Below are 24,264 nucleotides of genomic sequence, written 5' to 3'. Positions count from 1 at the left end.
TTATCCCTGATTCGACTCCTCGGAGACGTAGCGCACCTCGGGGTCGAGGCGCGGTTGGTCGTTCGGACGCACTGCCGGGCGCATGCGCACGAGGCGCTGCTCCGGTCCGGGCACCGAGCCCTTGACCAGCGCGAACGAGCCGTCGACCTCGCCGTAGTTGACGAAGCCACCGTCGACGGAGGCTCCCTCGTCGTCGAGGTCGATGAGGCGCTTGTTGAGTTCGGTCCGCTGATGGTAGCCCATCTGCCCCTGCTGTGGGACGGTCGACCGAACGCGGCTCGGGTTCCACGGGCCGAGGTTGCCGATACGGCGTCGCCACCCCTGGCGGGCGTGTTTGCCCTTCCGCTTCTGGACGCCCCAGCGCTTGACGGGACCCTGTGTCCCTTTGCCCTTGGTGACGGCGGCCACGTCGGCGTACTCGCCGGCGCGGAACACGTCGGTCACGTCGACTGTGCCCTCGTCGAGCAAGTCGAGTCCGAAATCAACGCGGTCAGCAAGAGAGCCGCCTCCGATGCGATTCTCCATGACATCGGGTTTCTTCTTCGGGACGCCGTCGAGTTCGCCGGGGACGGTGTGCGTGACCGCACGAACGTCCGCCAGGTCGCCCGATTCGAGTGCGTCTCGTACCTGTTCCTCTGTCGCCGCGGCGTCGTGGTCCTCGGGTACGTCCAGCGCGCGATCGAGTTCCGGGAGGAACTCGTCGGTCCAGACGTCCGTCAGCGGACGTTTGCCGTACGGCGTGTCTTCGTAGGCTCGCAGTGCTACGACCCGCATCGGAGGGGTTTCGAGGACTGTCACCGGGACAGTCTCCTCCATCCCTTCGCGTGCGGAATTTGGCTCGTCGTTGATCATCACGACGTGGCTCATACCAGCTTTGTAGCCGGCAAAGCCCTGTAGCCCCGGCTGGCCGTCGTCGTCGGGCCAGCTATTGAACCGCGGCGTCTCGTCTGACGCGCGGCTCCGCGGGCCGAAGCCCAGCGAACCTTTTCGTGGTCTGCTTGATTGTGGCATTGGTTCACTCCGTGAGGTTGAGGCAGGCGAGGGTGGCGAACATCGCTTCTTCGGTTCGCACCACCTCGCTGCCTTGATTCGGAACCGTATTCAGCCAGAGGTCAAATCTGCCTGTCTCGCCGTGGCCTCTCCCGATGTCGTCCGTGTCGGTGCCCAGAATGGCGGGGAGCCCCCGCTCGGGTGCACCGAACGCGACGGTCAGTTCCGGTTCGCCGCTCGTATATATCGTCCCAGCCAGCTGGCCGAGACGCGTCACGTCGAGCTCCTCCCCGTGCCGCGAAGCGGCGATGGCAGTGCCCGAATCGTCACGTGTGAGCGCCGAATCGAGGTCCGTGGCGTCGACGGCAAATCCCGGTGGGGATCTGTCGACGAGCTTCGCCCGGACCGGTTCTCGCGAAGAGACCCTGACGGTGACACGCTCTCGCTCCCTGACTTCCATTCCGGAAGGGACGGGAAGCGAGATTGGGTGTTGCAGTCCGCAATTGACCCGAACGTGCCCATCAGCACCGACCTCGGTCACGATTCCCTGTCTTAACGACCCCGAACCCTCGGATCCGGAGCCGGTCTGTGAGCGCACGCGGAGCGGTGGCAGGACGCCCGCGAACTCCAGTTCGTCCCGCTTGTCCCAGACCTCCTTTCGAAGGTATGGGGGCGTCGCGGCGTACCGAAGTACGGTTTCGACGAACCCCTCGTCCCATCTCCGGGTCCCGTCTGGGTCCGGATAGACCGTGAGTCGGTCCACCCGGAAGACGGTGGCCGCGCGGGCCACGTAACCGATTTTGCGAGTTGCCTCGCGTTTGTCCTCGGCTTCCCGGATGAGAGACGACGGCACGAGTACGCTGACAGTCATGCCGTAACGCTTCCACGTCGCGCCACTAGACTGTGCCGATTAATCTCCATCCCTAACTTAAAAACTACGCGCTTCACGCGCGCGGTGAGACGCGTTCACACGGCTCGCTGGGTCCCCTGCCGCTCGAATCTCGTTCACTCCCGGTATCGATAGCCAGGTGACCAGTCTCCAGGTAGCAGAAGAGCTGATAATAAACGGAGAGTGTCCGGAACGGATACCGACCGGGGAATCAGCGCCAGATGTTAGCCAGTCTGATTGGCCGTACCCGCCTCCGTCGGTGTCGTGACTGGCGTTTCGGTCATCTCATCTGTCTCGTTCGTTTCGGTCGTCTCGTCGACGGTTCCCTCTCCGTCCATCTCAGTCTCGTCGGCGACAGTCTCAGTCGTACCGTTCTCGTCCATCCCGGATTCGGTCTCGCCGGGCGTCTCGGTGGGCGTTTCATCGAGCGGTTCCTCGGGCGTCTCGGTGGGCGTCTCGTCGAGCGGTTCTTCAGTCTGCCCATCGTCTTCGCCGTCACCGGCGGGTGATTCACCGTCAGTTTCGTTGCCGTCGTCGGGGGAGCCACATCCTGCGAGGGCGACAGCCGTACAGAGGCTTAGGCCGGTCGCGGTCAGTACCATCCGTCGACTGGTGGAGGGTTCGTCTGTCATTGGTATCGGGGCTCTGGTAGGCCCATTTCGACCCCCGACAGGTCAGTCGAATTGTTATGTCGTCCGAATCGCCAAAACGGTCGGCGTCCTGATGTCTGAGATTCGAATAACCCTATCTTATCCGCGGCCAGACCGCGCAATCGGTGGCACGTTCCGCACGCAAGCGGCAATGATAGACGGCGTCGCCAGATGATTCGGCAGAACACATTTGGCTCCCGGAATCGAAGTGAAGACGCCATGTCTTCAGACAGCGTCGTCGAACTCCTCCGGAAGGCGTACAGCGACGAGATCGAGACGGTGATGAACTACCAGACGAACGCTATCGTCCTCGACGGTGTCCGCGCCGAAGAAATCAAAGAGAGTCTCCAACAGGACATCCAGGAAGAACTGGGCCACGCCGGACAGTTAGGTCAGCGGCTCAAACAACTCGACGCGCGCCCGCCCGGGTCCGCTGAGTTCACTGCCCGGCAGGATTCGCTCCAGCCACCAGAGGATTCAACAGACGTACTCTCGGTCATCAACGGTGTTCTCGACGCAGAAGAGGGCGCTATCGACACCTACCGCGACCTCATCGACGCCGCCGAAGAGGCGAACGACCCTGTCACCGAAGACCTCGCCGTGACGATTCTCGCCGACGAGGAAGCCCACCGTACCGAGTTCCGTGGGTTCCAGAAAGAGTACCAGAACGACTGAGCGACGCCGCTATTCGTCAACTTCGAATCCGATTTTTACTTTCGTTTTGAACTCCGGGTCTGACGGTGGATCGACCTGAATGGACTGGTCCTGGACCACGGCCCACTGCAGTTTTTCGATGGTGGCATCCATCCGGTCGACGGCGTTCAGCGCGGCGTCTTCCCACGACTCCTCGCTCGTCGCTGTGACAATAACCTCTTTGTGCACTGTCATTGTACGACGAGCTACTTCGTGCGGTATGTTAAGTATGAACAGAGTAATTGTATTTGATGGTGACACTGACGAGAGAGTGAAGGACATATTTTATATGATTTACATACAATTGTGTGGTATCTAGCGGGACAGGGTACGAAGGTAAGAACGAATGACCGAGACCACTGAAGCGATTCGCATCCTCCACGTCGACGACAACCCCGACATCTCCGAGTTGACAGCGACGTTTCTCGAACGGGAAGACGACCGCTTCGCCGTCGAGACGACTGCGACGGTCAGTGAAGGACTATCTTACCTCGCGGAGACCGACATCGACTGTATCGTCTCCGATTACAATCTGCCGGGTGAGAACGGGATCGAATTTCTCTCCACTGTTCGGGAATCACGTCCCGACCTCCCGTTCATTCTCTTTACTGGCAAGGGGTCCGAAGAGGTCGCCAGTGAGGCGATATCGGCGGGCGTCACGGATTACCTGCAGAAGGAATCGGGGACGAGCCAGTACGCTGTTCTCGCGAACCGCGTTACCAACGCAGTCGAACAGTCCCGGTCGAAACGCGCACTCGAAGCCAGCCAGAAGCGGCTCTCGCTGTTCGTCGAGCAGTCACCGCTTGGGGTTATCGAGTGGAACGACAACTTCGACATCGCGCGTCTCAACGATGCCGCCGAAGCGATTCTCGGCTATACCGAAGACGAGTTGGCCGGAGAGACGTGGGAGACCATCGTGTCGGACTCAGATGCGTCGTCGGTCGGTGACGTAGTGGACGAACTACTGAACGGCAGCGGGGGCTACCACAGTATCAACGAGAACATCCGGAAGAACGGCGAAACCATTGTCTGTGAGTGGCACAACCGCATCGTCACCGACGAGAACGACGACGTCGTCGCTATCTTCTCGCAGTTCCAGGACATCACCGAGCGAAAGAACCAGCAGTGGGAACTCGAACGCGACCAGAAGATAATCCAGGCGGCGACCAGTACCATCATTACGGTCGACGAGGCGAATACGATTCTCTCTGCGAATCCCTCCGTCGAACGGACGTTCGGACACGACCCCGACGAACTCGTCGGCAAACCGCTGACGGTTCTGATGGCCGACGAAGTGGCCGAGCGACACACCGCTGCGTTCGAGCGATATCTCGAAACAGACCAGAGAACGCTCGACTGGAACGACACCGAATTCCAGGGACAGCACCGAGACGGGACTCCGATTCCGCTCTCGGTCACGTTCGGCGAAGTGACGTACGAGGGCGACCGATACTTTGTCGGCGTCCTCCGTGACATTACGGACCGAAAAGAACGCGAACGAAAACTCGAAGAGACGAACAGCCTCCTCTCGACGCTGTTCGACACACTCCCCGTCGGTGTTCTCGCAGAAGACACCTCGCGAAACGTCCTGTCGATCAACGACCAACTGCTCGAGTTGTTCGAGATGCCCGGCACACCCGAGGATGTCATCGGGTCCGACTGTGAACAAGTGGCGACGGCAGCCAGCGAGTTGTTCGTCGACTCGGAGGCGTTCGTCGAACGGACGACCGAACTCGTCGCAGACCAGACCCCCGTCGTCGACGAAGCGTGGGAACTCCAAGATGGGAGGACGTTCACGCGGAATCATCACCCAATCGAACTCCCCGACGGGGAGGGGCATCTCTGGGTCTACCACGACGTGACAGACCGAATGGAACGCGAGCGGAGACTCGAAGCCCTGAATGGGATGACTCGAGAGCTGGTGACCGCGGAATCACAGGAACAAGTGGCCGAGATCGGGGTTAGTGCTGCCAGAGATATCCTGAACCTCGAAGCGAGTGCGATTCATCTCTACGACAAAGAGCGGTCCGAGCTAGTCCCGCTCGCTGCGACCGATGCGGTCTACGACCTCATCGGCGACGTGCCGACGTTCACGGGAGAGGACAGCATCGCCTGGCGCGTATACCAACAGGGCGACCCACTCGCTCTGGACGACATTCACGACGACCCAGACATCTACAATCCAGACACGCCAGTCCGGAGCGAACTCTATCTCCCTATCGGTGAGGTCGGTATCCTGGTTGCAGGCTCACCGACACCCGAGGCGTTCGACCAGCAGGATGTCGTCCTCGGTGAGATTCTGGCCGGAAACATCGCCACTGCACTCGAACAGATAGAGCGGACCGAACAGGTGCGCGTGCGCGAACAGAAGTTACGCGCTCAGAACGAGCAACTCGAAGAGTTCGCGAGTGTCGTCTCACACGATCTGCGGAACCCGTTGAACGTCGCGACCGCCAGACTTGCACTGCTCGGCGAGGAGTGCGACAGCGACCACATCGCCGCCATCGAACGCTCCCACTCGCGGATGAACAGGCTCATCGACGACCTGCTGGCACTGGCGCGTCACGGAAACAACCTACACGAAACCGAACCGGTCGACCTCGGGAAGCTGACTCGGAATTGTTGGCAGACCGTCGCGACCGCGGAGGCGACACTCGACACCGACACCACTGGCGAGGTTGTCGCCAACAGAAGCCGACTGCAGCAACTTCTGGAGAACGTCTTTCGGAATAGCGTAGAACACGGCGGGGACTCTGTGACAGTCACTGTGGGTGACCTCGACGGCGGGTTTTACGTCGAAGACGACGGCACCGGTATCCCCAAGTCAGACCGGGAGACGGTGTTCGACTCAGGATATTCCACGGCGGCAGGTGGGTCCGGGTTCGGCCTCTCCATCGTCGAACAGATTGCAAATGCCCACGACTGGGATGTCACTGTGACCGCCTCCCCCGAAGGCGGCGCTCGATTCGAGATTACGGGCGTCGAGTATACCGAGACGTAGAGCCGAGAGGACACGCGACACGGTGCTCGTCGAAATTATCAGTTACAGAAGTGCGCTGACCGAGATATTGAACGCGCCGAGACGTGCTCGCTTCGCTCCTGGCTTGCCTCCACTCCCTTCGGTGTCCTTCCCCTGTGGCACCCGTAGCCGGGCGTGGTCGTCGACGTGCTTCAGGTGCTCTGGTCGAATCTGTGGAATCTCGAACGACCGCAGGCCCAGCTCCCCACCCAGTTGGATGATGAGCGAGTCTCGATAGCTCCCAGCGGCCTGCTTCAGCTGCTTGTACTCGTCGGGGTTCATCCAGCAGCGGTACGAGTGGTGATTCTCGTTGCGCTCTATTCGCATGACGTTTGTTCCAACAACAGCGATAACTTGAATGTCCGAATCGGGCGGGCCCTGCTGAATATCAGGGCGATTCAGGGCTTCGCTGTCGCACTTGTGGTACAACTGCGACAGTGAGAATAGCCGGGTAATCTTTGAAGCGGCAACTGCTCACTAAGCGTGCAAACTTATCGATTTGCCCGCCTAAGTGGAAAGTCCCTTCAGTTCACTAAGTGCGTATCCAATAGCCACACCTCCAGACAGAAGACCTACCGTCCCCAGAAGTTGGTTTCGAGGTGCGACAGTCGTTTGAGACACGACCAGCAAGGCCATTAGGATGATATGTACGGCGAGTAGACGGTCGGTGAGATCGGACATATGATAATATTCCCTCTGTTTGATGTGAATCGTTCGGTTTTCTGTCTGTATTGACCGGTGCCCGACTTGTAATAGAACTACGACGGTGAGAAAAGCGGGTTTGGGCTGAGAACCGGACGCCCCTTTCGCACACTAAGCGTGCGTAGTGAGCGATACCGCAGTCGGACAGAGTAGGACAGTAATACGGAGATTACTGCCAGCAAAAGCACCGTGTTACTAATCGTGATTCGTTGGTTGAGTGTTGTAGGAAGGGTAGCTAAGTGGTATAGCACCATGGACCAGCGTCGTCCGTGGGGGCCCTCTTGGCCTCGTGGCGTTCAATTCCCACCCCTTCCGTTCCCCAGTCCGTACCAACACTATACTAACCAATTCACAACTTATCGGCAAGACATTACTACAGTGACTAGCTCATCTGAGTGAATGCGCTGCTCAGTAAGCGTGCGAATTGATCACTCAATTTCTAACTGGCCGCTCCCGCCATCCCCCTCATTGCCGTTCTCGTTCCATTCGAGTTCGAACTCAATACTCAATTCACCGGACCCGTCCGTTGGTCCCTCGCGTTCGGCTTTGACCTCAAACGTCGGTCGCGCTGGTGGTTCCATTGTCACAGACTCGGAACCGGATTTGAGTGTGATTGCATCCCCTTGTTCGAGCGTATCAGCGACGCTGCGGAGATACGATGCGATTTCTTCTCGGGTCTGGTCACTCTCTGATTTGAACAGGACTTCTTCAGGCATAATGAATGATACGTTGCCTGCACCGATAAGTGAATCCCCTGTATCCAGCAGATATCCATATTTGTGCTGAGAACCGGACACTGGTTCTGTTCAGAAAGCGTGTCTACATATCGAGTTCCGGGGAGCAATGTGGTAACTACTCTTTTTTGCGCAAGACTCAACCACTGACTTGAATCGGGCCAGAACGCTCATCCAACCCCGGTCAATACATGTTAACGATAACATCCTGGCTCAGGGCGAGGCTTGCTCGTTTACATTTCAGCGACTCTGGTGAAAACGAAAAAGAGGGAGAAGATTCCTTGCCCACAAACCACCTCCATGAGTGCCCTGAGTGCAGTACCGTCTATCTGAGTGATGGGCCGCGTAATTGTTCTGCTTGTGGTGAAATGACGGTATCCATCGGGACTGAAGACCGAATATCAACAGCTTCCGAAACAGATTCCGAGCAGTAAATAATGGTCGCTTAGTCTGCACTGAGGTAGTACCGAATCGAAAGTATGCGATTCAGTCTGGACAATCACTTTAGGAGTAAATATGTGCAAAACATACATAAAGTGTTAGTTCTGTCTGACGAGTCTTACCAGTTGTCTCACAAACACTCATGGTAGTCACGGGCAAATCTTTGTGTATGTCTGACACTGGCGGGTGGAGCCAAACTCCCGAACTGACCCAGAACACCAACACGAACGACTCCCTTTCTGTAAGTGAGCAGTGTGAGCTCTTAGCAGATAACCGACGGCGTGCTATACTTCGGTATTTGACTGCTCGGCCGGGCGAACCAGTCGGCATAGACGAGCTTGCGGACTTCCTTCTCGCCCACGGCGAAGAGGCTGACCAGCAGAATATTATTATCTCGCTCCAACACGGTCACCTGCCGAAGTTGGCTGACGCAGGCGTCATCACCTACCAGCGCGACCAGCGCCAGTTGATGTATCGAGGTTCGCGCGAACTCGGACAATTGCTTGACTTCCTGGAGAATCGGGACTAACCGCACTCTACTCGCAGTCAGCGTAAGGAGAGACAGAAGCGCTGTGTGATTCAGTTAAGAACTATTGCTGTGTCGAGCGTTGTTCGGGTTTGGGCGCAGAACCGGACGCTCAGATTCGGCGCTCGACTTCTTCCATGTGAACGAACTCACCGCAACCGCAGGTCACAGTCGGCGCTTCCCAGTTGACGGTCTCGACGAGAACGCGCTGGCCGCATTCAGGGCACTCGAAAACATACTCTCCGTCCATATCCTCACACATCAGAACTCCCTCTCAAACAGGTCCACGTCGTCCCGCAGGCAGACGACGACACAGCCAGTCTCGGGGTGGTAGCCCCGCTGGAGTGGGGCACCCTGCCCGAGACCGTGGGCCTGCACCTTTGCCAGCGGCAGCGCCAGGTAGTACGTCCCACGCCGCTCCTGCACCTTCGCGCTCCCCTCTGGGGACAGCGCGTTGTCGTCGCCAGTAACTGACTGCAACACCGCCCGTTCGGCCTCTATCTGTGCCATACCTGTTGGTGCGACGGACACCACTAAAATGCCCGAATCACAGGGGTAAGACCGCCGTACAGTGTGGGGTACACTGTGGTGTGGTTGGTCCGCGCTTTACCCTTCCGGGTGCTCTGAGTCGGTCCGTATGGAGGACGATAGATGAACTTCTGCCCGACTCACGGAGTCGAGTACGAGCCAGACGACGAGTGTCCGCTCTGCCGGAGGGATCGAGATGGAACCGCTGGCGGTGTCGAGGAGTGACCGGCGGTGGACTGTCCGCTTCCAGCCGGACGACCGCTTCGCGGCGGTCCAGTGTCCGGAGTGGGCGCAGTCCATCGCCCGCGAACACTCCCAAGGGGCGCACATCCGCCTCGGGCACGTCGGCACATCCCCCTGCGTCGAGGTGGTCGCACTGAGCCGCTATCGGTATCCGGAACGGTCCGACGCAGTCGAGGTAGCCGAGCGCATCGCGGAGGCGGTCGAATCGTGACACCGAGCGTCGAGTTCCCGAGCGGCAGCAAGAATGTGGCCGACACCTACCGCGACGACTACCCGGACTACATCTGCCCCGACGACGACCGCCGTCTTCTCACGGTGACGTTCACCAGTGACGCGCCCGACTGGCTGCTCGAACAGGCACGCCGAGACGCGGCAGACGCACGCGGCGAGCACGAAGAAGGCGCAGGCCAGGTCGGACTTACCGACCACTAGAAAGACGACATCGACTTCTCGAAGAAGCGGGTGAACGTCCCCCACGCCAGGGCTGTGAAGGGGATCGCCGCCAGCGAAGGCGTCGACGACTGGATAGACGAGCACGGCGGGCCCGACTCTCTTTCACCAGGTCAGACGATCATCGTGATGACCGTCGTCTGGGGCGGCATGGTCGTGATGGACGACCCCGCTATCATCGAAAACATCGGTGAGGAGGCTGATGCCTGATGTTCGGCATGGGCGGCAAAGTCAGCCAGATGGGGATGAAACAGGCGCTCAAGAGTCTCACCCCCTCGGAAAATCAGATGTTCGTCTCGCTGGCAGACATCATCAGCGGCATCGAGTACGAACAGGCCGACGCCATCGAGCAGTGTACCAACACTGCCGATATGGACATCACCGTCCAGCACGACCGCGAGAAACGCCGCGAGGAACTGCTCGCCGTGGCTGATTCGGTTGCCGATCAGGACTTCCGACACTACTGGTTCGCTGAGATCGTCGACATCGACCGGCCCGAACAGGCGGCCAAGTACGTCGACTACGACGGCGACCAGTGGCGCTCCCAGCTCGAAACGTGGTACCAGCAGTACCACGAGATGAGCATCGTCGACGCACCGCTGGCCAACGCCGACCGCGCGGATCTCGGGCACGTCGCTGCTATGCACGTCGAAGAGTCGTTTGGCATCAGCCTCGACGAGTTCGTCGCAGGCGTCATCAACGGGGACCAAGGCAGCGCCCTAGAAACAGTCATTGCTGGCCCAATCCGCAGCTACACGGGGGCGATCAATCGGCTGGCTGAGGAAATCGAGAAGCGAGACCAGCGCATCGAGGAACTGGAAGCTCGCGTCGAAGAACTCGAAGCCGAAACATGACACACGGGCTCGTCGGTGCGAAAAGCGGCTGGGGTAAGTCCTGGTTCTGCCAGTGGTGGACCGAGGACAACGTCCCCGAGTACGATTACCTGCTCGTACTCGACTACAAAGACGAGTACAGAGGACTCGTGAAGGCGAACCTCGCTCACTGGGGCATCGCCGGGCCCGACGAGGTGAGCGCTGGTGCGGCGGCCTGGAAAGAAGTGCTGGAGCAGAACGGTACGCTCGTACTCGCCCGTCACCGCCTCTGCACCGAAGAGTGGCGAGAGATGTGTGCAGCGGCAATTCGAGCTGCCCGACGACTCGACGGTACAGCGCTGGTCGTCATCGACGAAGCCCACTTCGTTGCGCCACAGTCCGGCAGCTACCCCGACACCATCGAAGGGCTCGCGACGACTGGACGCGGTGAGGGTGTCTCCTCGATGTGGGTGACGCAACGACTTGCCCGACTCGACGAAACAGTCGTCGCTCAGACGATGGTCCGGCTGCTCGGTGGGTTCTCGTCGACGGCAGACTTGAACAAAGTCGGCGGCGTCGTCGACTATCCCGAGGACGTGCACAATCCGCAGGTGTCGACCATTCACGGACTTCCCAGCGATCTCGAAGCCAGCGATGGACCGGTCCCGGTGCGTAAGTTCACCGAGAACGGCAAGACGCAGGGCTCAGAGTGGATATACAGCACCGACGGCGGAGACACGCGACGGGTCGACTCACGGATGCTCACAATGCAATCAACGCACTACGGCCCCGAGGGGGAGGGCCTAAGCACCCCAGGATAAGCATGGCTACGAAAAACGAACCGCTGAAACTCCACGGCGGACAGGCGAGACAATTTCGGAAACTACGGGACGCGCTCGAAAAAGAACTCGGTTATCGACCTCGGAAGACGCGGGTTTTCGATCAGCTGTTAGAGCACTACGATGGACCGCACTTCGACGGCTGAATTTCTGTACGGATTCAGTTCTGGAGGTATTTCTTCCAGAACCTCAATATCGGAACGACTGCTCACTAAGCGTGCTCACTCACCGGCTGCCGGTTGTGTGAACACATCTCTAAGGAGAATTCCGCCACCGCCGACAGCCAGTAGCCCACCAAGAAATTGGAAGATAACAAAGAGAGTACTTTCAGAGGTACTGGTTCCTGCAAATGCGAGGGTGAGCAATAACCCAACTAGCATAGTGTACAATGCGGTTCGATTCATGTCTGAACCTACCACTTTCAAGGGTTAAATATAATGGTCCAACCGGTACACGAACAGCAGCGTTCTCAGTGCGGCCTTGGGCAATGTATATTCTGTATCAAGCGTTCACTAAGCGTGCGGAGTGAGCACCAGCATCCGCGCGAGCGAAGCGAGCGCGGTTCACCGAGCACGAACGAAGTGAGTGCTCGGCCTTTTTCGCCCACGTTTTTGCCGGGAGTGGTTCGAGTGCGGCGAAGCCGCGACTCGAACCCGACCGGGAAAAAGGTGGTCTGTATTGAGCATTCACACTGTGGCGATGCGAACCGCAACGGACCGACACGCTATGCTCTAGTTCTCACACACTCCTCTAAAATCGGGCAGTAGCCACGTCCAGACGGACGCATGGCAGTTGATCTTTCAAACGCATTCGACCAACTCGCAGAACCGGACTACTGGACAGACGTAGTCCTCGTCTTCGCGGGCTTCATGGGCGCGATGATCGCCCGTGCAGCCGTCGAGAACATGGCCGGCCAGAACCTCCCCAACGAGGTGTACGGCGTCGGTGTCGGCGCACTCGGCCTCTCGATGGGGCAGTACGAAGTCGCCCTCGGCGGCGCTGTCCACGCAGTAGATAACCTCGCTGGTACGCTCGGCATCAAACAGTCCGTCGTCGGCATGGCAGGAGGTGGTGCCTGATGAGTCAGAAAACCCTCTCGCACCTCTCCGATGAGGTTACCCAAGAGCAGAATCAGACCGGGATCACCTCGCCCGTCCTCGTCGTCGACCCGGAGGATGGTACGCTCATCCACCTCCACAACCGAGTTTCCAGCGGTGACGCTGTCGGCCTCCCCATCTTCGGGAAGTTCCGCGACAGCGACGGCAACCCGCTCCCGACCGACACAAAACTCGTCCTACGGGCCCTTCGGCCGACCGACCACGAGCCCGTCGTCGTGGCGGTCGCCGAGTCCAACATCTCCCCGTGGAACCAGCTGAGTACGAGCGAGCAGCGCAACGAGGAGAACATCGACCAGGTGAAAATCGAACTCAAGGGAGACCACATCAACATCCGCGACAAGGACTTCCTCCGCATCGAGATGGAGAGCGACACCCAGATCGACTGGTCGAACTCTGAACTGTACTTCGCCCGGAACGGCGTTTCCGAGCACCCCTTCGAGGGCTAAATCCATGGCTCAGAGTATCATCGACGTACTCAAGCAGGTGCCCGCGTCGTCGACACAACTCCGCCGGCCGGACTTCGACCTCTCGAATGGAACGGCTGACCAGTGGACCAAAATCGCAGGGTATCAGGCTGAAACGCTGATGTTCCTGCGCCCGGACGCCGCCATGCGGCTGGCGTTCACCGCTGTCGAGCAGTTCGAGACGCCCGGCGACGGCTTGGAAACCACCTACGACCTCGCAAACGACATCATCGAGACCCCGAACACAGCGCCGCTGGTGCTGTACGAGGGTGGCAGCCGCGTGCAGCCGGCCAGCGTGGACTACTCGATGAACTCGCCACAGTAGTTGCAGATGGGCAACTCGATGCCCTCGGAGAGGCTCACGCAGACCACCTCTCAGAGCGGCCGCTAACTATCAGAGAACCCGGGAAAAGGGATATATGGGTAATGCGCTGGCCGAGATTTGAACTCGGGTTAGGACCGTGGCAGGGTCCTGTGATACCACTACACCACCAGCGCGCAGTACGCTCACCGCGAGCGCTTCTTGCACTACTTTGTTGGAGGGATGGGAGATAAAAACGTTCCGAATCTCCGGACAGCGGCGATATCGAAGAAATCCGGCCCTACTCGCCCTCCAGCGGTTCAACGGTTCCCATACTACCATCTGAACAGTCGGAACGGTATTGACGATACATCTCCGAGGTTAATGTGGTACGTCAACATGTCACTAATGGACCGGCTCAAGGGAGCGATGGGCAGCGACGAAGTCGAACGCGAGTTCAATTACCACTGTCGAGAGTGTGGCACAGAGTTCGAGACGGCAGAACACAGCCGTTCAAACGTCGAATGCCCCGAGTGCGGTGCGTCGGGAACACGGTCGTTGTCGAAGCTCTAACCAGACGAGATCGCTGCACTGTGAGAGCGCGGCCCCAAACAGGGTTATCCCAGCAATTAGGAGCCGTCGAAGCGTAAGCACGATTATGACAGCGAGTGGCTTTCTCACCGTCTCGCCGCGAGTCGAGGGGAGTATGGCACCGGAGATAGCGAAAGCCGTCGACGCCCTGGAGGAGTTCGACGTGCGCTACGAGACGATGGCGATGGGCACCATGCTCGAAGCCGAGGATGCGGCAACGCTCTTTGCCGCTGCGCAGGGTGCACACGAAGCAGTCGATAGCGACCGCGTCGGTACCTTCCTCAAAATTGACGACAAACGCGCGACAGACGACCCGATAGAAGCGAAAGTCGATGCGGTCGAAAAAGAGTTAGGCCGCGAACCCAGCGGTGGGTCGGAGTAGCGCCGAGTCTGGGAGTCCAGACCCGCGGGTTCTTAAGTAAGAGTGAGCGAAAGGCGAAGTATGGAGAGTCTCAACCGGATGGCCACCGAACTCATCGACGAGGCCATCGACTTCGCCGACGAACTCACTATCGACGTCTACGGACTACAGGGCGATGCCGCGGTTCTCGACTTCGGCGTCGACGTACCGGGTGCTGTCGAGGCCGGGCTCCTGCTGGCCGAAATCCAGACGGCCGGGCTGGCGACGGTCCAGACGCGAATGGACACCGTGGGCGGTGCGCCGACACCGCACGTCGAACTCTCCACGGATCACCCCGCGCTCGGGCTGCTCTGTGCCGGCAAGGCGGGCTGGGAACTCAGCGTCGACGGCTTCGAAGGACTGGGGAGCGGTCCCGCTCGCGCGCTCGTCGCCGAGGAGGACATCTTCACGCGCGTTGGCTACCGCGACGAGTTCGACTTCGCCGTTCTTACCCTCGAGAGCGACACCCTCCCCGACGAGGACGTGGCCGCGGCGGTCGCGGAACGCGCTGGCGTCCCGGAGAGTGGCGTCTTCCTCCCTACCTTTTCGACGGCCTCCATCACGGGCAGTGTCGTCGCCGCTGCTCGCGCTGCCGAACTCGCCACCTTCCGGCTCTCGGAACTGGGCTACGACCCGTCCGAAATCCTCTCGGCAAGTGGGTCCGCACCCGTCGCGCCCGTCGCGGGCGACGAGGAGGCAGCGATGGCTCGGACGAACGACGCGCTGGCCTACGGCGGGCAGGTCTCGCTCACCGTCGACGAGCCGTTCGACCGCTTCGACGAGATCGTCTCGACGGCTGGCGAGGAGTACGGCCGTCCGTTCGCTGACATCTTCGACGACGTCGACTGGGACTTCGACGAACTGCCGGTCGACCTCTTCGCACCTGCCCAGGTGACAGTCGACGTCGTCGGCGGCGACACCCACGTCGTCGGCGAGACGCACGAGGACATCCTCGCCGAAAGCTTCTACTGAGATGCGCTACAAGGTCGTTCCCGCCCCGGCCGACCGTTCGCTGTTGACCGACGTTCACGAGGCGCTCCCGCTGGTCCCGGGCAGTGTCGAGGACTGCTGTACGCGCATCCGCGACCGGACGAGTGTCCCCTCTCGTGACGAGGCCCGCGAGTGGCTCACCTTCGCGACGGCGCTCGGCTTGGCAGCGGAAACCGAGCGTGGCTATCACCGCGTTCGGGACCCGCCCGACAACGACACACTCACCGACAACTTCAGGAAAAGCATCTTCGGCGTCGAGGAAGCCCTGGCTGCTCTCGGCAACGCTGATGCCCCGCTCGACGACAGTGCAGTGTTCGAGTCGATCCGCGACATCGTGCCGCGCTGGGAACGCAACCGCTACGCAGACTGGGAGAGCGAATGGACCGGCCGCATCAGACTCCTGCTTTCGTGGTGTGAGGTGTTCGAACTGTGTACGCGCAGCGACGGCGGGTACGTACTCGCGTAAGCGGCGCCCTTTTGCACACTCGGCACCTACCTTGGCCCGATGCAGTCGTCCGTAGACGCGGTCCTGTTCGACATCGACGACACCCTCTGCTCGTACCGGCGCAGCGGTAGCGAGATTCTGCCGCTGGCGTTCGAACAGGCCGGTGTCGACCCCTTCTTTACCGTCGATGAGTATATCGACCGCTATCGTGAATTTACAGCTGAGAGCGACGACATGCGAGACCTCCGCGAGCGGTGTTTCGCGACCTTCGCTACCGAGCGCGGCTACGACCCCGAAGTCGGACGGGCGGTCGCGCGGGCGTACGAATCAGAGCGTGATCACACGAACGTCCAGTTGTGTCCGGGTGCCCGTGAGACGCTGGCGATGCTCGACGGCGAGGTGGCGCTTGCCGCGGTCACCAACGGCGCACCGGAGATGCAATCGGTGAAACTCGAGACGCTGGGATTCGACAATACGTTCGAGACAGTGGTCCACGCCGGCTACGACACCGCGCCAAAACCCGAGCCGGACCCGTTCCACGCCGCGCTCGACCACCTCGACGTCGCGCCCGAACGGGCGCTCCACGTTGGAAACTCACTCGCCTCCGACATCGCCGGTGGCCGGCGTGCTGGCGTCCAGACGGCGTGGATTCACGGGGACGCCGACCCCGCCGAGGCAGACCCCAGACCGGACTACGCACTGTCGACGGTCGGTGAGTTACGCACGTTCTGGAAGTGACAACCGAAGTGCTCGTAATCGCGTTCAGCCACGGTGTTTTCGGTACGTCGGGACTGTCACTGACTCTCCGGACGCTGCTGCCTCGCCACGCATTGCCGCTAGCGTCCCGTCGTCCTCCCACGTCCGGACAATCTGCTGGAGTCCGTTGCAGTACGTCGGATATTCGGGCGCCCAGTCCGTCGCCCGTCTGAACTTCTCGCTGATCGTCGGCATCGGTGTGGTCAGGAACCGAACCATGTCTTTGCCCGCCAGTGGTCGTGCGATCCACCAGGGAACCCGCCTCGGTACCGGTGCATCGAGCAACTCGGCAAAGGTCCGGAAGTACTCTGCGACAGTCACTGGCCGGTCGTCGACGACGTGGTACAGACCGGCGATTGACTCGTCGACGCTGACTGTGACCGCTCGGGCAGCATCGTCAGCGTGAATCAGGGACAGTTCGGCGTCACGCCGACCGAGAAGCCCACCGCCGACGATTGGTAGGTCGCCTGCGAGCAGGTTCTCGGCGAACGTTCGGGTATGCCGGCCGTCTGGGGCATAAAAGAATCCCATCCGAATAACAGTCGCATCGAAGGCCTGTCGGTCGGATTCCTCACCGAGAAGATCCTCGACATCGGCGGCGGACTGAGTCGACCGAGAGGGGTGGCGCGGGGAGTTCACGTCGAATGTCGACCCATCGGGCTGACGGGCCACCCACACGACGCCCGGAAAAACGAACTGGTCGATATCATCGCCAACGGCGTCAAGGAGATGTTTCGCACCGTCCAGACGCACGCGGTCGTTTCGCTCCCAGTACTCGGCTGTCGTCTTCGTCTCGGGTGGGAGCCGCGTCGCCGCGTGAACGACCACGTCTACGTCGCGCTCACCGACTGCCGTTTCCAGTGTATCCGGTTTGAGCAAATCGCCGACAACTGGCGTCCCGCCGTGAGACTCCACTACGCTCGTGCCCGCGTCGTTGCGGGTCAGTCCGAAGACCGTGTGTCCGTGGTCAGTCAGTTGGTCGACGATTCTGTGTCCGAAAACACCCGTCGCACCGGAGACGAGAACGTGCATCGTAACTTCGACTACGCTGCTGTGGCAGGAGTCGCTACTGCAGGATGTGCACGGGAGGTTTAAGTCGTCGTCCGGACATCGACGGAATATGAAGCACGTCCGGGTGCGCATCACGGCCGAGGGTCGTGAAGACGAGATTCACCCGATGTACGACGTGATGATGAACGCGCCGTTCGTCGAGCGCGGGACGGCACTCCAGTGGAATTTTACTGGAGACGCACTGGGCATCCTCCACTACATCGAGGGCGACGCCGACGCCTACGCCGAAGTAGCCGCGGAGGTTCCCGAGGTGCTGGGGTTCGATATCGTCGATACCGGTGAGGACGCCTTCTACGCGTACATCCGGGACGCGACGACCGACGCACTACAGGACCTCTTTGGCCCGATGACCACCGGCGGACTCCTCGTCGTTCCGCCTATCGTCTATCATGAAGACGGCACGGTGACGCTGTCTTTGTTCGGCCCGACAGACGAGATGCAAGATGCAATCGAGGCAGTGCCGCCTTCTATCGATGTGACTATCGAGGAAGTCGGCGGGCTGGCTGCGACTCGCCCGGCCGTCGAAGCCAGGCTCAGCGACCGCCAGCGCGACGCGATTACGACCGCACTGGAACTGGGCTACTACGAGATACCCCGCGAAGTCAGTCACGAAGACGTGGCCGAGGCCATCGGATGTGCGCCGAGTACTGCAGCCGAACACCTCAGAAAAGCCGAGTCGAAGGTCCTCCGCGACGTGTTCCTGTGACGAACTGATAGAATCAGTTGCTCACTCCACGCCAGTTACGTCAGTGACGGTCCCGACACCTTTCGAACTCCCCTCGCGGAAGACGAATCGCTGCCCCGCTTCGACGAGGTAGGGTCGGAATTTGAACTGGACGCGAGCCTTACCGGAATCACCAGGCAAGAGCTGGCCACCCTCCGGATAGAACGCCGCTGCCTCGCTAGCTGTTTCGAGGTGGACGACGGGTTCGTATCCGTCCCCGATGCGAGTCGGGTGGTTCAACACCATCACCTCAGCCTCGAACTCCCGGACAGGGTCGGGATCCGACCCCCTGGGCAACAGGACCATCCCGCGCTCGATGTCGGCTTCGTTGACACCCTTCAGCGCGATGCCGACGATACGGCCGGCGCTAGCTTCGTCGACGCGGTGGTAGTGCATCTCGATTGAGCGGACCTCTACGTCCCGGAAACTGCCGTCCGCCATCGGGCCGAGCAGTAGTTCGTCGCCGGCCTCGACTTCGCCAGACTGGATCGTTCCAGAGGCGACGGCACCGACGCCAGTGACACTGTAACTCCGGTCGACGTACATCCGGAACTGCCCCTGTTCTTCCGAGTTGGTAGTCTTCGGCAGGCGCTCGAACAGTTCGTCGAGCGTATCGAGACCCTCGGTCGTGACGGCACTCGTCGACAAGATGGGGACCACAGTTTCGGAGATCTCGTCGATAGCCGCCTCGACGCCGTGGCGCTCGACCCGGAGCGGCGTCTTCTCGGCGTCCCGGAGCAGCCGTTCGACCTCCCGCTCGACTTCGAGCAGGCGCTCCTCACCGACGATATCGGCTTTGGTGATCGCGACGATTGTCGGCAGGTCCGTCGCCAGCAGGATGCCGAGGTGTTCGCGGGTGGTCTTGGTCGGGCCGTCGTCGGCGGCCACAGTCAGCAGTCCGTAGTCGAGTTTCTGCCCAACCAGCCCGCGGATTGTCGTTCGGAGCCACGGCTCGTGGCCGACGGTATCGACGAATGACACCAGGCGATCGGCCTCCTGGACAATGCGTGCGCGGTCGCCTTTCCGGTGCGGGTTGTCCATCCGAACGGGACCGTCTTCGTCGAAGCCGTAGACACCGTAAGAGAGGTCCGCGGAGAGCCCGCGTTCGATTTCGTGGGGCTGTACGTCGAGGAAGCTCCGGGTGCCGCCTTGGCCATCGTCGGCTTCGCCGGTGACGAGTGACCCAACGAGCGTCGACTTGCCGTGGTCGACGTGGCCCGCAGTGCCGACGACGATGTGGGCGTCGTCGGTCATCACGGTTCCCTCAAAGATGGTCGCGACGCCGACGAGTCCACCGGCAGAGCCGTCGTCTTCGGTGTCCGCGTGGCCGTCTTCGTCAACACCCCACGTCTGGACCTCGTCGATGTGTGCGCCGGCCTCTTCTGCGAGCAAGGAGAGGACGTCCATCGATTCGGAGAAATCCTCGGGGGCGATGCCGGCGATACCGCCATCGTCAGTGACGCCGACGACATACGTGGCCTCGCCGTCACCCGAGAGCACGCGGTGGCGCAACTGGGCAGCGAGACTCTCTCGCCGCCCCTCTGCGAGGTGCAGGTCTTTCGTGAGCCGCTCTTTGAACTCGACGCTACCGCCCTCTTTCTCGCCGCGGTCGAGCGCACGGCGAAGGACGGCCCGGTCGGGGCTCATGCGCGTGGCTTACGGGCCGGCAGCAATAAGCTTTCCCCGGGTTTGTGGGGTTCTCGCGGCCGATTCGCTACTGATAGATGGGGTCAGCAACCACTGCGAGCTATTGTCACAATAGTGACGTACAGAGTGGAGATAAATGACAAGTAAGTAGCTATAAGACCACCCACAAGCCATTCCTTTCATCCACAACGTAGGGGATTAATTGGTAGAGTGAGTGTGCAGATGAAGCGCTTCGATGTCGGAAAACTGCTTGAGTACTATCATAAATAGTATCATCAGAAGGGAATAAAATTATCATACTATGGCCCTCCGTCCCCGTGAAGTCCTGTACAGCGTTGTGTTCGCTCTCGTGGCTGGTACGATTCTCTGGCCACCTGCTTCAGAGTTGATTTACTGGGATGTCTTTGATGCAATCGGTGATGCTGTTATTCTGGTGGTCCTTGGCACGAGTGTTGCTGTTGGGTTCGTATTCGCCACGCTCACAACGGTTTCACCCCAATCATTCGCCGTAGGCGGGACGCTCGCATACCTGATTGGAATGGGGGCCATCGAAGCAGCCCTCACACCCGATAGTCCCGTTCACTTTCTGCTGTACGGAATCATCCTCATCGGGATGTGTGTTGGTGTCGTGGTCGCGGAGGTCGGATTGGGTATCGCTAACGGCAAGAAATCCATTTAAAACGGAGCCGCTTCTGATGAAAATAGTACACTAACAGAATATCATAGAACTGTTCATAAGGTGTATATCTTCAGTGTCGACTGCTGAAATACGCTGCTCAGTAAGGTTGCGGAGTGAGCACCAGCATCCGCGCGAGCGAAGCGAGCGCGGTTCACCGAGCACGAACGAAGTGAGTGCTCGGCCTTTTTCGCCCACGTTTTTGCCGGGAGTGGTTCGAGCGCGGCGAAGCCACGACTCGAACCCGACCGGGAAAAAGGTGGTCTGTATTGACCGGTTCACTTGATGAGTCGTGAGGTTGCGTGAGCGGTTCTATGACCGCTCAATAGGAAGCTACGGAACGGCGAACCGTTCGACTGCCTCCAGAAATCCATCGGCAAAACGCGCATCTGTGACGTGGTCAGCAGCAGCGAGCGCACGGTCGTCCGCGTTCGCGACGGCGACAGAACGGCCGGCCACCTCGAAGGTCGGGACGTCGTTCTCCGAATCGCCGATGGCCAGGAAATCGCCGGAGTTCAAATTCAACTCCGCGGCGACGACGTTCAGTCCAGTTCCCTTGTCCACCATCGGAGATTTGACATGGTATGCGTAGCCAGTGTCGACGACGACGAGTCCGTACTCGTCTGCGATTTCTTGCAGCGGTGCCAGCGGCATCTCGCGGGCCACGGCCAGTTCAGTCTCTCGCCAGCGGTTGACCAGGTCCGCCTCACCCCAGCCGAGTCCGTACCCGGCATCGCGGTAGGCTGCAGCGACTGCATTCGCTGCCTCCCGGTCACCCTCGATACGGACGGTGTCCCGGCCAGCGACGACCACGCCACCGTTCTCCGCAATCACTAGCTGTTCGATTCCAAGAAACTCACAGAGCGCAACGGGATACGGCATCGATTTTCCCGTCGCGATGACGATGGGGGTGGGCCAAGCCCGAAGAACGGGAATGACTCGCGGATCGAGCGCACGCTGGTCGTTAGTGAGCGTTCCGTCGATGTCGACGGCAAGCGGCGGTGCATCGTCGGGAACCGACGGCGTGTCCATACGCTCGCTATTGGGTCTGCCGGGTTTCCCGCTTGCGTTTCAGTCGGTCAGTCGCTCGTAGGCGGCCTGGACGCGCTTGAACTCCTCTTCGTCGCCGTCGTCGGCATCGGGGTGTACATCTTTGATCCGCGACCGGTACGCCTGTTTTATCGCACTCTCGTCCGCATCGGGACCGACACCGAGAATCTGTGCCGCCTCCCGAACAGTCGGTCCAGACCGTTGCTGGACGGCGTTTGTCCGCCGACGGCGCTGTCCGCCCCCGGCGCGCCGCCGCTGACGGGCCTGCTGGACGCGTTCGCGTGCGGTCTGCTGGCGTGCCTGCCGGCGTTGCTCCTGCCGAGGTGGCGTCCACTCTTCGCGGGGACCGGCACCGAACCCGCCGCGGTTACGCTCGGTCGCGCCGGTCGCAGCCTTGCGTTCGACACTCCGATAGATGCGGTCGAGCATGCGACCGCTCGCCTGATAGTACAATAGGTACGTGACAGCGCCGAAGACGACTGCGAGAATCAAAAGCGCCGGACTGTAGACGATTCCGGCGACGCCGAGGATGGCCGTCATCAGGGCGAATGCTGCTGCCAGACCGGTGACCAGACGCTGCTGCACGGGTCACTGTTTGGTCGGCACGACTGTAAGCCTCTCGCTGCCTGCAACCGACAGAGGGTTGAAACCCGCGGGCGTGCTACTGATGGACATGAGCGTGTCGAGTCCCTGTGAAATCTGCACTACCGCGGACGTTGACGGTGTCTGTGACCGCTGTGGAAAACTCGTCTGCAGTCGCCACTACGACGACGAACTGGGGCTGTGCATCGAGTGTGCCGCCGATGTCAGCGGCGGCGAGCGCGAACACATCCCGAACAGCGAGGACATGCCCGACGGCGTCGACACCTACCGGTTCTGAGTGAAAATCGCCGCAGTCACGTGTCCGTGACCCCGCGCGAGCACGTTACAGAGGTGCAACGAAACAAGTGCGACGACGAAGCCGACCACACTGAGAACGAGCGCCTCCGGGAGCGTGTCGACGACAATCGTCCCGACACCACCGACAGTTTCGATTTCGTACTGCGCGAACGGCAGCCAGTAGAGCAACGGCGCGAGTATCGAGACGAGCGACAGGGAGACCACAATGGCCAGCAGCGTAAACAAAAAGACACCGACGGGAAAACTCGCCAGGAGATACACGATAACGAGATACGTCTGCACATCGGTAAGCACACCTTTCAGGAAGTCAACCAGTGGTTTCTCGTTCGGAGCAGGCAGTTCGTAGTCGATGTCGAAACCGAGCAACCGGTTGGCGAGGAATACCTCGAACGCACCGACGTACGCTGCACCGACGAGAATCAGTGGGAAGATGAGAAAGCCGACGAGAACGACTGTCAGCCCGACACCGAGTGCGAATCCGGTCACCAGCAGCGTGAAGTACGCAATGCCGAGTGGAAATCGGAGAAACAGGTAGAGAATGTTCTGGTACGTCTGTGCATCTGTGACGACGCCAAAGACTGGCGAACTGGCCGACTGGTCGGTGTCGGCCACAGTGGTGGAGGACATCTGTAAACACGATGTGATTCGTCGTCCCCCCACCTATAACCTAAAGAAAGGTCAAACAGTGTGATACCCACCGCAACCGTTATTATCGGTACTCGTTGAGTCGCCGTTTCAGTCGCTTCGCGGACGCGCCTGCAGCGTCGAAGTACGCGGCTTCGTCACCCCGAATTTCGCCGTCTCGCGGCTGTGCCGCTCGACCGTCCGAGACGCGTCGCGCCTCGCTGTCTTCTCCGGCGAAGATGATACCACGTGAGGAGTTGACCAGGCCGACCGGTGTCGTTCCGGGTTCTGTCTCGGCCAGGCCGTACTCGACGGCGGCCTCCGCGTCGCCGCCCTGTGCCCCGACGCCCGGGACGAGGAACGGGATCTCCGGGACGACCTCACGGACTTCTTCGAGTTCGTCCGGTGCCGTTGCGCCCACGACGAGGCCGACGTTGCCGTGCTCGTTCCACACGTCGGCCAGCGCCGCGACGCGCTCGTAGAGGGGTTCTCCAGTGTCGAGTTCGAGGTCCTGGAGGTCAGCCCCTCCAGCATTCGAGGTTCGACAGAGGACGAACACACCCTTCTCCGCCTGCGCGAGAAACGGGTCCAGTGAATCGCGACCGAGATACGGGTTGACCGTGATAGCATCCGCGGCCGGACCGTGGTCGTCGTCGAGAATCGTCGCGTACTGGCGGGCCGTGTTGCCGATGTCGCCCCGCTTGGCGTCGAGGAGAACTGGCACGTCCTTGCCGTGAGCGTAAGCGATTGTCTCGCGGAGGGCGCGCCAGCCGTCGCTGTCCTCGTAGAAGGCGGCGTTCGGTTTGTAACAGGCGGCGTGTTCGTGAGTGGCGTCGATGATGCGCCGGTTGAACGCCCAGCGGGGCAGGTCGGCATCGGCAACGGCGTCTGGCAAGCGGTCTGGGTCCGGGTCAAGGCCGACAGAGACGACGCTGTCGACGGCCTCGATGCGGTCGCGCAGACGGTCGAAAAAGGTCATTGTAGATCCTGG

The 24,264-nt window shown here is 60.5% G+C and carries 34 protein-coding genes and 2 tRNA genes; 21 read left to right on the top strand and 15 right to left on the bottom strand.

Features of this window, described 5'->3' with window-relative positions; genetic code table 11:
• The 3 genes from WDJ60_RS14250 to WDJ60_RS14240 all read right to left on the bottom strand — a co-directional run bounded on the left by WDJ60_RS14250 (position 1) and on the right by WDJ60_RS14240 (position 2,511).
• Positions 1 to 1,011, bottom strand: coding sequence for a 50S ribosomal protein L3 (locus WDJ60_RS14250; protein WP_340101252.1), 1,011 nt, complete (start codon positions 1,009 to 1,011; stop codon positions 1 to 3).
• 4 nt (positions 1,012 to 1,015) lie between these two features.
• Positions 1,016 to 1,861, bottom strand: a complete 846-nt coding sequence (locus tag WDJ60_RS14245) for an RNA methyltransferase (protein WP_340101251.1) — start codon at positions 1,859 to 1,861, stop codon at positions 1,016 to 1,018.
• A 242-nt stretch (positions 1,862 to 2,103) separates the two neighbouring features.
• Positions 2,104 to 2,511 carry a hypothetical protein gene (locus tag WDJ60_RS14240; RefSeq protein WP_340101250.1) on the bottom strand — a complete coding sequence of 136 codons (408 nt, stop codon included), beginning with the start codon at positions 2,509 to 2,511 and terminating at the stop codon, positions 2,104 to 2,106.
• A 237-nt stretch (positions 2,512 to 2,748) separates the two neighbouring features.
• Here WDJ60_RS14240 and WDJ60_RS14235 point away from each other — a divergent pair, with 237 nt between their 5' ends.
• Positions 2,749 to 3,204, top strand: coding sequence for a ferritin-like domain-containing protein (locus WDJ60_RS14235; RefSeq protein ID WP_340101249.1), 456 nt, complete (start codon positions 2,749 to 2,751; stop codon positions 3,202 to 3,204).
• Positions 3,205 to 3,213: 9 nt separating this feature from the next.
• On the opposite strand, the gene WDJ60_RS14230 is transcribed toward WDJ60_RS14235, so the two are convergent.
• Positions 3,214 to 3,417, bottom strand: a complete 204-nt coding sequence (locus tag WDJ60_RS14230; protein WP_340101248.1) for a dodecin family protein — start codon at positions 3,415 to 3,417, stop codon at positions 3,214 to 3,216.
• Positions 3,418 to 3,568: 151 nt separating this feature from the next.
• On the opposite strand from WDJ60_RS14230, the gene WDJ60_RS14225 reads away from it, so the two are divergent.
• Entirely contained in the window at positions 3,569 to 6,223 is a 2,655-nt protein-coding gene (locus WDJ60_RS14225) for a PAS domain S-box protein (protein WP_340101246.1), read from the top strand.
• Positions 6,224 to 6,265: 42 nt separating this feature from the next.
• On the opposite strand, the gene WDJ60_RS14220 is transcribed toward WDJ60_RS14225, so the two are convergent.
• Entirely contained in the window at positions 6,266 to 6,568 is a 303-nt protein-coding gene (locus WDJ60_RS14220; RefSeq protein WP_340101244.1) for a site-specific integrase, read from the bottom strand.
• Positions 6,569 to 7,168: 600 nt separating this feature from the next.
• Here WDJ60_RS14220 and WDJ60_RS14215 point away from each other — a divergent pair.
• A tRNA-OTHER gene (locus WDJ60_RS14215) sits at positions 7,169 to 7,258 on the top strand.
• Positions 7,259 to 7,371: 113 nt separating this feature from the next.
• Here WDJ60_RS14215 and WDJ60_RS14210 read toward each other — a convergent pair.
• Positions 7,372 to 7,659: an amphi-Trp domain-containing protein gene (locus tag WDJ60_RS14210; protein WP_340101242.1), complete on the bottom strand. Its 288-nt coding sequence runs from the start codon at positions 7,657 to 7,659 to the stop codon at positions 7,372 to 7,374.
• Between the two features lie 601 nt (positions 7,660 to 8,260).
• Between WDJ60_RS14210 and WDJ60_RS18920 the strand changes: the two genes are divergently transcribed.
• The gene (locus WDJ60_RS18920; RefSeq protein ID WP_465269246.1) at positions 8,261 to 8,647 is read left to right on the top strand and encodes a DUF7344 domain-containing protein; all 387 of its coding nucleotides are present in this window, start codon (positions 8,261 to 8,263) and stop codon (positions 8,645 to 8,647) included.
• Positions 8,648 to 8,756: 109 nt separating this feature from the next.
• Here WDJ60_RS18920 and WDJ60_RS14200 read toward each other — a convergent pair whose 3' ends face one another.
• Complete coding sequence (locus WDJ60_RS14200) at positions 8,757 to 8,894, bottom strand: hypothetical protein (RefSeq protein WP_340101238.1); 138 nt, start codon at positions 8,892 to 8,894, stop codon at positions 8,757 to 8,759.
• A gap of 11 nt (positions 8,895 to 8,905) precedes the next feature.
• Entirely contained in the window at positions 8,906 to 9,154 is a 249-nt protein-coding gene (locus WDJ60_RS14195) for a hypothetical protein (RefSeq protein ID WP_340101236.1), read from the bottom strand.
• 214 nt (positions 9,155 to 9,368) lie between these two features.
• Between WDJ60_RS14195 and WDJ60_RS14190 the strand changes: the two genes are divergently transcribed.
• From WDJ60_RS14190 to WDJ60_RS14150, 9 genes are all read left to right on the top strand, one after another.
• Positions 9,369 to 9,626, top strand: coding sequence for a hypothetical protein (locus WDJ60_RS14190; RefSeq protein ID WP_340101234.1), 258 nt, complete (start codon positions 9,369 to 9,371; stop codon positions 9,624 to 9,626).
• Complete coding sequence (locus WDJ60_RS14185) at positions 9,623 to 9,847, top strand: hypothetical protein (protein ID WP_340101232.1); 225 nt, start codon at positions 9,623 to 9,625, stop codon at positions 9,845 to 9,847. The genes WDJ60_RS14190 and WDJ60_RS14185 overlap by 4 nt, the downstream gene beginning before the upstream one ends.
• Positions 9,848 to 9,901: 54 nt before the next feature.
• Positions 9,902 to 10,075, top strand: a complete 174-nt coding sequence (locus tag WDJ60_RS14180; RefSeq protein ID WP_340101230.1) for a hypothetical protein — start codon at positions 9,902 to 9,904, stop codon at positions 10,073 to 10,075.
• Positions 10,075 to 10,719 (top strand): hypothetical protein, encoded by a 645-nt coding sequence (locus WDJ60_RS14175; RefSeq protein WP_340101228.1) that lies wholly within the window; start codon positions 10,075 to 10,077, stop codon positions 10,717 to 10,719. The genes WDJ60_RS14180 and WDJ60_RS14175 overlap by 1 nt, the downstream gene beginning before the upstream one ends.
• Positions 10,716 to 11,498, top strand: a complete 783-nt coding sequence (locus tag WDJ60_RS14170; protein WP_340101226.1) for an ATP-binding protein — start codon at positions 10,716 to 10,718, stop codon at positions 11,496 to 11,498. Before WDJ60_RS14175 ends, WDJ60_RS14170 begins: the two co-directional genes overlap by 4 nt.
• Positions 11,499 to 11,500: 2 nt before the next feature.
• Entirely contained in the window at positions 11,501 to 11,662 is a 162-nt protein-coding gene (locus WDJ60_RS14165; RefSeq protein WP_340101224.1) for a hypothetical protein, read from the top strand.
• 639 nt (positions 11,663 to 12,301) lie between these two features.
• Positions 12,302 to 12,595, top strand: a complete 294-nt coding sequence (locus tag WDJ60_RS14160; RefSeq protein WP_340101222.1) for a hypothetical protein — start codon at positions 12,302 to 12,304, stop codon at positions 12,593 to 12,595.
• A complete protein-coding gene (locus WDJ60_RS14155) occupies positions 12,595 to 13,080 on the top strand; it encodes a hypothetical protein (RefSeq protein ID WP_340101221.1) in 486 nt (161 codons plus the stop codon). Before WDJ60_RS14160 ends, WDJ60_RS14155 begins: the two co-directional genes overlap by 1 nt.
• A 4-nt stretch (positions 13,081 to 13,084) precedes the next feature.
• Entirely contained in the window at positions 13,085 to 13,423 is a 339-nt protein-coding gene (locus WDJ60_RS14150; protein WP_340101220.1) for a hypothetical protein, read from the top strand.
• A gap of 102 nt (positions 13,424 to 13,525) precedes the next feature.
• Here WDJ60_RS14150 and WDJ60_RS14145 read toward each other — a convergent pair.
• Positions 13,526 to 13,596 (bottom strand) — tRNA-Gly (locus WDJ60_RS14145).
• Positions 13,597 to 13,798: 202 nt separating this feature from the next.
• On the opposite strand from WDJ60_RS14145, the gene WDJ60_RS14140 reads away from it, so the two are divergent.
• From WDJ60_RS14140 to WDJ60_RS14120, 5 genes are all read left to right on the top strand, one after another.
• Positions 13,799 to 13,972 (top strand): zinc ribbon domain-containing protein, encoded by a 174-nt coding sequence (locus WDJ60_RS14140; protein WP_340101219.1) that lies wholly within the window; start codon positions 13,799 to 13,801, stop codon positions 13,970 to 13,972.
• 85 nt (positions 13,973 to 14,057) lie between these two features.
• On the top strand, positions 14,058 to 14,372 hold the full coding sequence (locus tag WDJ60_RS14135) for a thiamine-binding protein (protein ID WP_340101218.1): 315 nt from the start codon (positions 14,058 to 14,060) through the stop codon (positions 14,370 to 14,372).
• A 60-nt stretch (positions 14,373 to 14,432) separates the two neighbouring features.
• A complete protein-coding gene (mch, locus tag WDJ60_RS14130; RefSeq protein ID WP_340101217.1) occupies positions 14,433 to 15,362 on the top strand; it encodes a methenyltetrahydromethanopterin cyclohydrolase in 930 nt (309 codons plus the stop codon).
• Position 15,363: 1 nt separating this feature from the next.
• Entirely contained in the window at positions 15,364 to 15,846 is a 483-nt protein-coding gene (locus WDJ60_RS14125; RefSeq protein WP_340101216.1) for a double winged helix-containing putative transcriptional regulator, read from the top strand.
• A 39-nt stretch (positions 15,847 to 15,885) separates the two neighbouring features.
• Positions 15,886 to 16,563, top strand: coding sequence for an HAD family hydrolase (locus WDJ60_RS14120; protein ID WP_340101215.1), 678 nt, complete (start codon positions 15,886 to 15,888; stop codon positions 16,561 to 16,563).
• A gap of 24 nt (positions 16,564 to 16,587) precedes the next feature.
• Here WDJ60_RS14120 and WDJ60_RS14115 read toward each other — a convergent pair whose 3' ends face one another.
• On the bottom strand, positions 16,588 to 17,613 hold the full coding sequence (locus WDJ60_RS14115) for an NAD-dependent epimerase/dehydratase family protein (RefSeq protein ID WP_340101214.1): 1,026 nt from the start codon (positions 17,611 to 17,613) through the stop codon (positions 16,588 to 16,590).
• Between the two features lie 88 nt (positions 17,614 to 17,701).
• Between WDJ60_RS14115 and WDJ60_RS14110 the strand changes: the two genes are divergently transcribed.
• The gene (locus tag WDJ60_RS14110) at positions 17,702 to 18,358 is read left to right on the top strand and encodes a helix-turn-helix domain-containing protein (RefSeq protein WP_340101213.1); all 657 of its coding nucleotides are present in this window, start codon (positions 17,702 to 17,704) and stop codon (positions 18,356 to 18,358) included.
• Between the two features lie 21 nt (positions 18,359 to 18,379).
• Here WDJ60_RS14110 and WDJ60_RS14105 read toward each other — a convergent pair whose 3' ends face one another.
• A complete protein-coding gene (locus WDJ60_RS14105) occupies positions 18,380 to 20,023 on the bottom strand; it encodes a GTPBP1 family GTP-binding protein (RefSeq protein ID WP_340101212.1) in 1,644 nt (547 codons plus the stop codon).
• A 301-nt stretch (positions 20,024 to 20,324) separates the two neighbouring features.
• Between WDJ60_RS14105 and WDJ60_RS14100 the strand changes: the two genes are divergently transcribed.
• A complete protein-coding gene (locus WDJ60_RS14100) occupies positions 20,325 to 20,702 on the top strand; it encodes a hypothetical protein (RefSeq protein WP_340101211.1) in 378 nt (125 codons plus the stop codon).
• Between the two features lie 330 nt (positions 20,703 to 21,032).
• Here the strand turns inward: WDJ60_RS14100 and WDJ60_RS14095 are convergent, their stop codons facing one another.
• Positions 21,033 to 21,731 carry a phosphoglycolate phosphatase gene (locus WDJ60_RS14095; protein ID WP_340101210.1) on the bottom strand — a complete coding sequence of 233 codons (699 nt, stop codon included), beginning with the start codon at positions 21,729 to 21,731 and terminating at the stop codon, positions 21,033 to 21,035.
• A gap of 39 nt (positions 21,732 to 21,770) precedes the next feature.
• Positions 21,771 to 22,334, bottom strand: coding sequence for a J domain-containing protein (locus WDJ60_RS14090; RefSeq protein ID WP_417750462.1), 564 nt, complete (start codon positions 22,332 to 22,334; stop codon positions 21,771 to 21,773).
• Between the two features lie 10 nt (positions 22,335 to 22,344).
• On the opposite strand from WDJ60_RS14090, the gene WDJ60_RS14085 reads away from it, so the two are divergent.
• Positions 22,345 to 22,629 (top strand): hypothetical protein, encoded by a 285-nt coding sequence (locus tag WDJ60_RS14085; RefSeq protein WP_340101209.1) that lies wholly within the window; start codon positions 22,345 to 22,347, stop codon positions 22,627 to 22,629.
• Here WDJ60_RS14085 and WDJ60_RS14080 read toward each other — a convergent pair.
• Complete coding sequence (locus WDJ60_RS14080) at positions 22,617 to 23,276, bottom strand: sensor domain-containing protein (protein ID WP_340101208.1); 660 nt, start codon at positions 23,274 to 23,276, stop codon at positions 22,617 to 22,619. The two genes, WDJ60_RS14085 and WDJ60_RS14080, sit on opposite strands and share 13 nt — an antisense overlap.
• A gap of 82 nt (positions 23,277 to 23,358) precedes the next feature.
• A complete protein-coding gene (gene pyrF / locus WDJ60_RS14075) occupies positions 23,359 to 24,252 on the bottom strand; it encodes an orotidine-5'-phosphate decarboxylase (protein WP_340101207.1) in 894 nt (297 codons plus the stop codon).
• Between the last annotated feature and the right edge of the window lie 12 nt (positions 24,253 to 24,264).

Source organism: Salinibaculum salinum, from assembly GCF_037645885.1.
Lineage (GTDB): Archaea > Halobacteriota > Halobacteria > Halobacteriales > Haloarculaceae > Salinibaculum > Salinibaculum salinum.
Note: the sequence above shows the minus strand (reverse complement) of the source record. Positions and strands in the feature narration are given on the sequence as shown.

Excerpts from the sequence above, each read along its gene's own strand:
- WDJ60_RS14250 (WP_340101252.1), bottom strand. The coding sequence starts at position 1,011 with ATGCCACAATCAAGCAGACCACGAAAAGGTTCGCTGGGCTTCGGCCCG.
- WDJ60_RS14155 (WP_340101221.1), top strand. The coding sequence starts at position 12,595 with ATGAGTCAGAAAACCCTCTCGCACCTCTCCGATGAGGTTACCCAAGAG.
- WDJ60_RS14200 (WP_340101238.1), bottom strand. The coding sequence starts at position 8,894 with ATGGACGGAGAGTATGTTTTCGAGTGCCCTGAATGCGGCCAGCGCGTT.
- WDJ60_RS14140 (WP_340101219.1), top strand. The coding sequence starts at position 13,799 with ATGTCACTAATGGACCGGCTCAAGGGAGCGATGGGCAGCGACGAAGTC.
- WDJ60_RS14195 (WP_340101236.1), bottom strand. The coding sequence starts at position 9,154 with ATGGCACAGATAGAGGCCGAACGGGCGGTGTTGCAGTCAGTTACTGGC.
- WDJ60_RS14120 (WP_340101215.1), top strand. The coding sequence starts at position 15,886 with ATGCAGTCGTCCGTAGACGCGGTCCTGTTCGACATCGACGACACCCTC.
- WDJ60_RS14095 (WP_340101210.1), bottom strand. The coding sequence starts at position 21,731 with ATGGACACGCCGTCGGTTCCCGACGATGCACCGCCGCTTGCCGTCGAC.
- WDJ60_RS14190 (WP_340101234.1), top strand. The coding sequence starts at position 9,369 with ATGGAACCGCTGGCGGTGTCGAGGAGTGACCGGCGGTGGACTGTCCGC.
- WDJ60_RS14080 (WP_340101208.1), bottom strand. The coding sequence starts at position 23,276 with ATGTCCTCCACCACTGTGGCCGACACCGACCAGTCGGCCAGTTCGCCA.
- WDJ60_RS14105 (WP_340101212.1), bottom strand. The coding sequence starts at position 20,023 with ATGAGCCCCGACCGGGCCGTCCTTCGCCGTGCGCTCGACCGCGGCGAG.
- WDJ60_RS14235 (WP_340101249.1), top strand. The coding sequence starts at position 2,749 with ATGTCTTCAGACAGCGTCGTCGAACTCCTCCGGAAGGCGTACAGCGAC.
- WDJ60_RS14125 (WP_340101216.1), top strand. The coding sequence starts at position 15,364 with ATGCGCTACAAGGTCGTTCCCGCCCCGGCCGACCGTTCGCTGTTGACC.
- WDJ60_RS18920 (WP_465269246.1), top strand. The coding sequence starts at position 8,261 with ATGGTAGTCACGGGCAAATCTTTGTGTATGTCTGACACTGGCGGGTGG.
- WDJ60_RS14165 (WP_340101224.1), top strand. The coding sequence starts at position 11,501 with ATGGCTACGAAAAACGAACCGCTGAAACTCCACGGCGGACAGGCGAGA.
- WDJ60_RS14100 (WP_340101211.1), top strand. The coding sequence starts at position 20,325 with ATGGCCCTCCGTCCCCGTGAAGTCCTGTACAGCGTTGTGTTCGCTCTC.
- WDJ60_RS14220 (WP_340101244.1), bottom strand. The coding sequence starts at position 6,568 with ATGCGAATAGAGCGCAACGAGAATCACCACTCGTACCGCTGCTGGATG.
- WDJ60_RS14230 (WP_340101248.1), bottom strand. The coding sequence starts at position 3,417 with ATGACAGTGCACAAAGAGGTTATTGTCACAGCGACGAGCGAGGAGTCG.
- WDJ60_RS14245 (WP_340101251.1), bottom strand. The coding sequence starts at position 1,861 with ATGACTGTCAGCGTACTCGTGCCGTCGTCTCTCATCCGGGAAGCCGAG.
- WDJ60_RS14175 (WP_340101228.1), top strand. The coding sequence starts at position 10,075 with ATGTTCGGCATGGGCGGCAAAGTCAGCCAGATGGGGATGAAACAGGCG.
- WDJ60_RS14210 (WP_340101242.1), bottom strand. The coding sequence starts at position 7,659 with ATGCCTGAAGAAGTCCTGTTCAAATCAGAGAGTGACCAGACCCGAGAA.
- WDJ60_RS14170 (WP_340101226.1), top strand. The coding sequence starts at position 10,716 with ATGACACACGGGCTCGTCGGTGCGAAAAGCGGCTGGGGTAAGTCCTGG.
- WDJ60_RS14225 (WP_340101246.1), top strand. The coding sequence starts at position 3,569 with ATGACCGAGACCACTGAAGCGATTCGCATCCTCCACGTCGACGACAAC.
- WDJ60_RS14115 (WP_340101214.1), bottom strand. The coding sequence starts at position 17,613 with ATGCACGTTCTCGTCTCCGGTGCGACGGGTGTTTTCGGACACAGAATC.
- WDJ60_RS14135 (WP_340101218.1), top strand. The coding sequence starts at position 14,058 with ATGACAGCGAGTGGCTTTCTCACCGTCTCGCCGCGAGTCGAGGGGAGT.
- mch (WP_340101217.1), top strand. The coding sequence starts at position 14,433 with ATGGAGAGTCTCAACCGGATGGCCACCGAACTCATCGACGAGGCCATC.
- WDJ60_RS14150 (WP_340101220.1), top strand. The coding sequence starts at position 13,085 with ATGGCTCAGAGTATCATCGACGTACTCAAGCAGGTGCCCGCGTCGTCG.
- WDJ60_RS14110 (WP_340101213.1), top strand. The coding sequence starts at position 17,702 with ATGAAGCACGTCCGGGTGCGCATCACGGCCGAGGGTCGTGAAGACGAG.
- WDJ60_RS14240 (WP_340101250.1), bottom strand. The coding sequence starts at position 2,511 with ATGACAGACGAACCCTCCACCAGTCGACGGATGGTACTGACCGCGACC.
- WDJ60_RS14160 (WP_340101222.1), top strand. The coding sequence starts at position 12,302 with ATGGCAGTTGATCTTTCAAACGCATTCGACCAACTCGCAGAACCGGAC.
- pyrF (WP_340101207.1), bottom strand. The coding sequence starts at position 24,252 with ATGACCTTTTTCGACCGTCTGCGCGACCGCATCGAGGCCGTCGACAGC.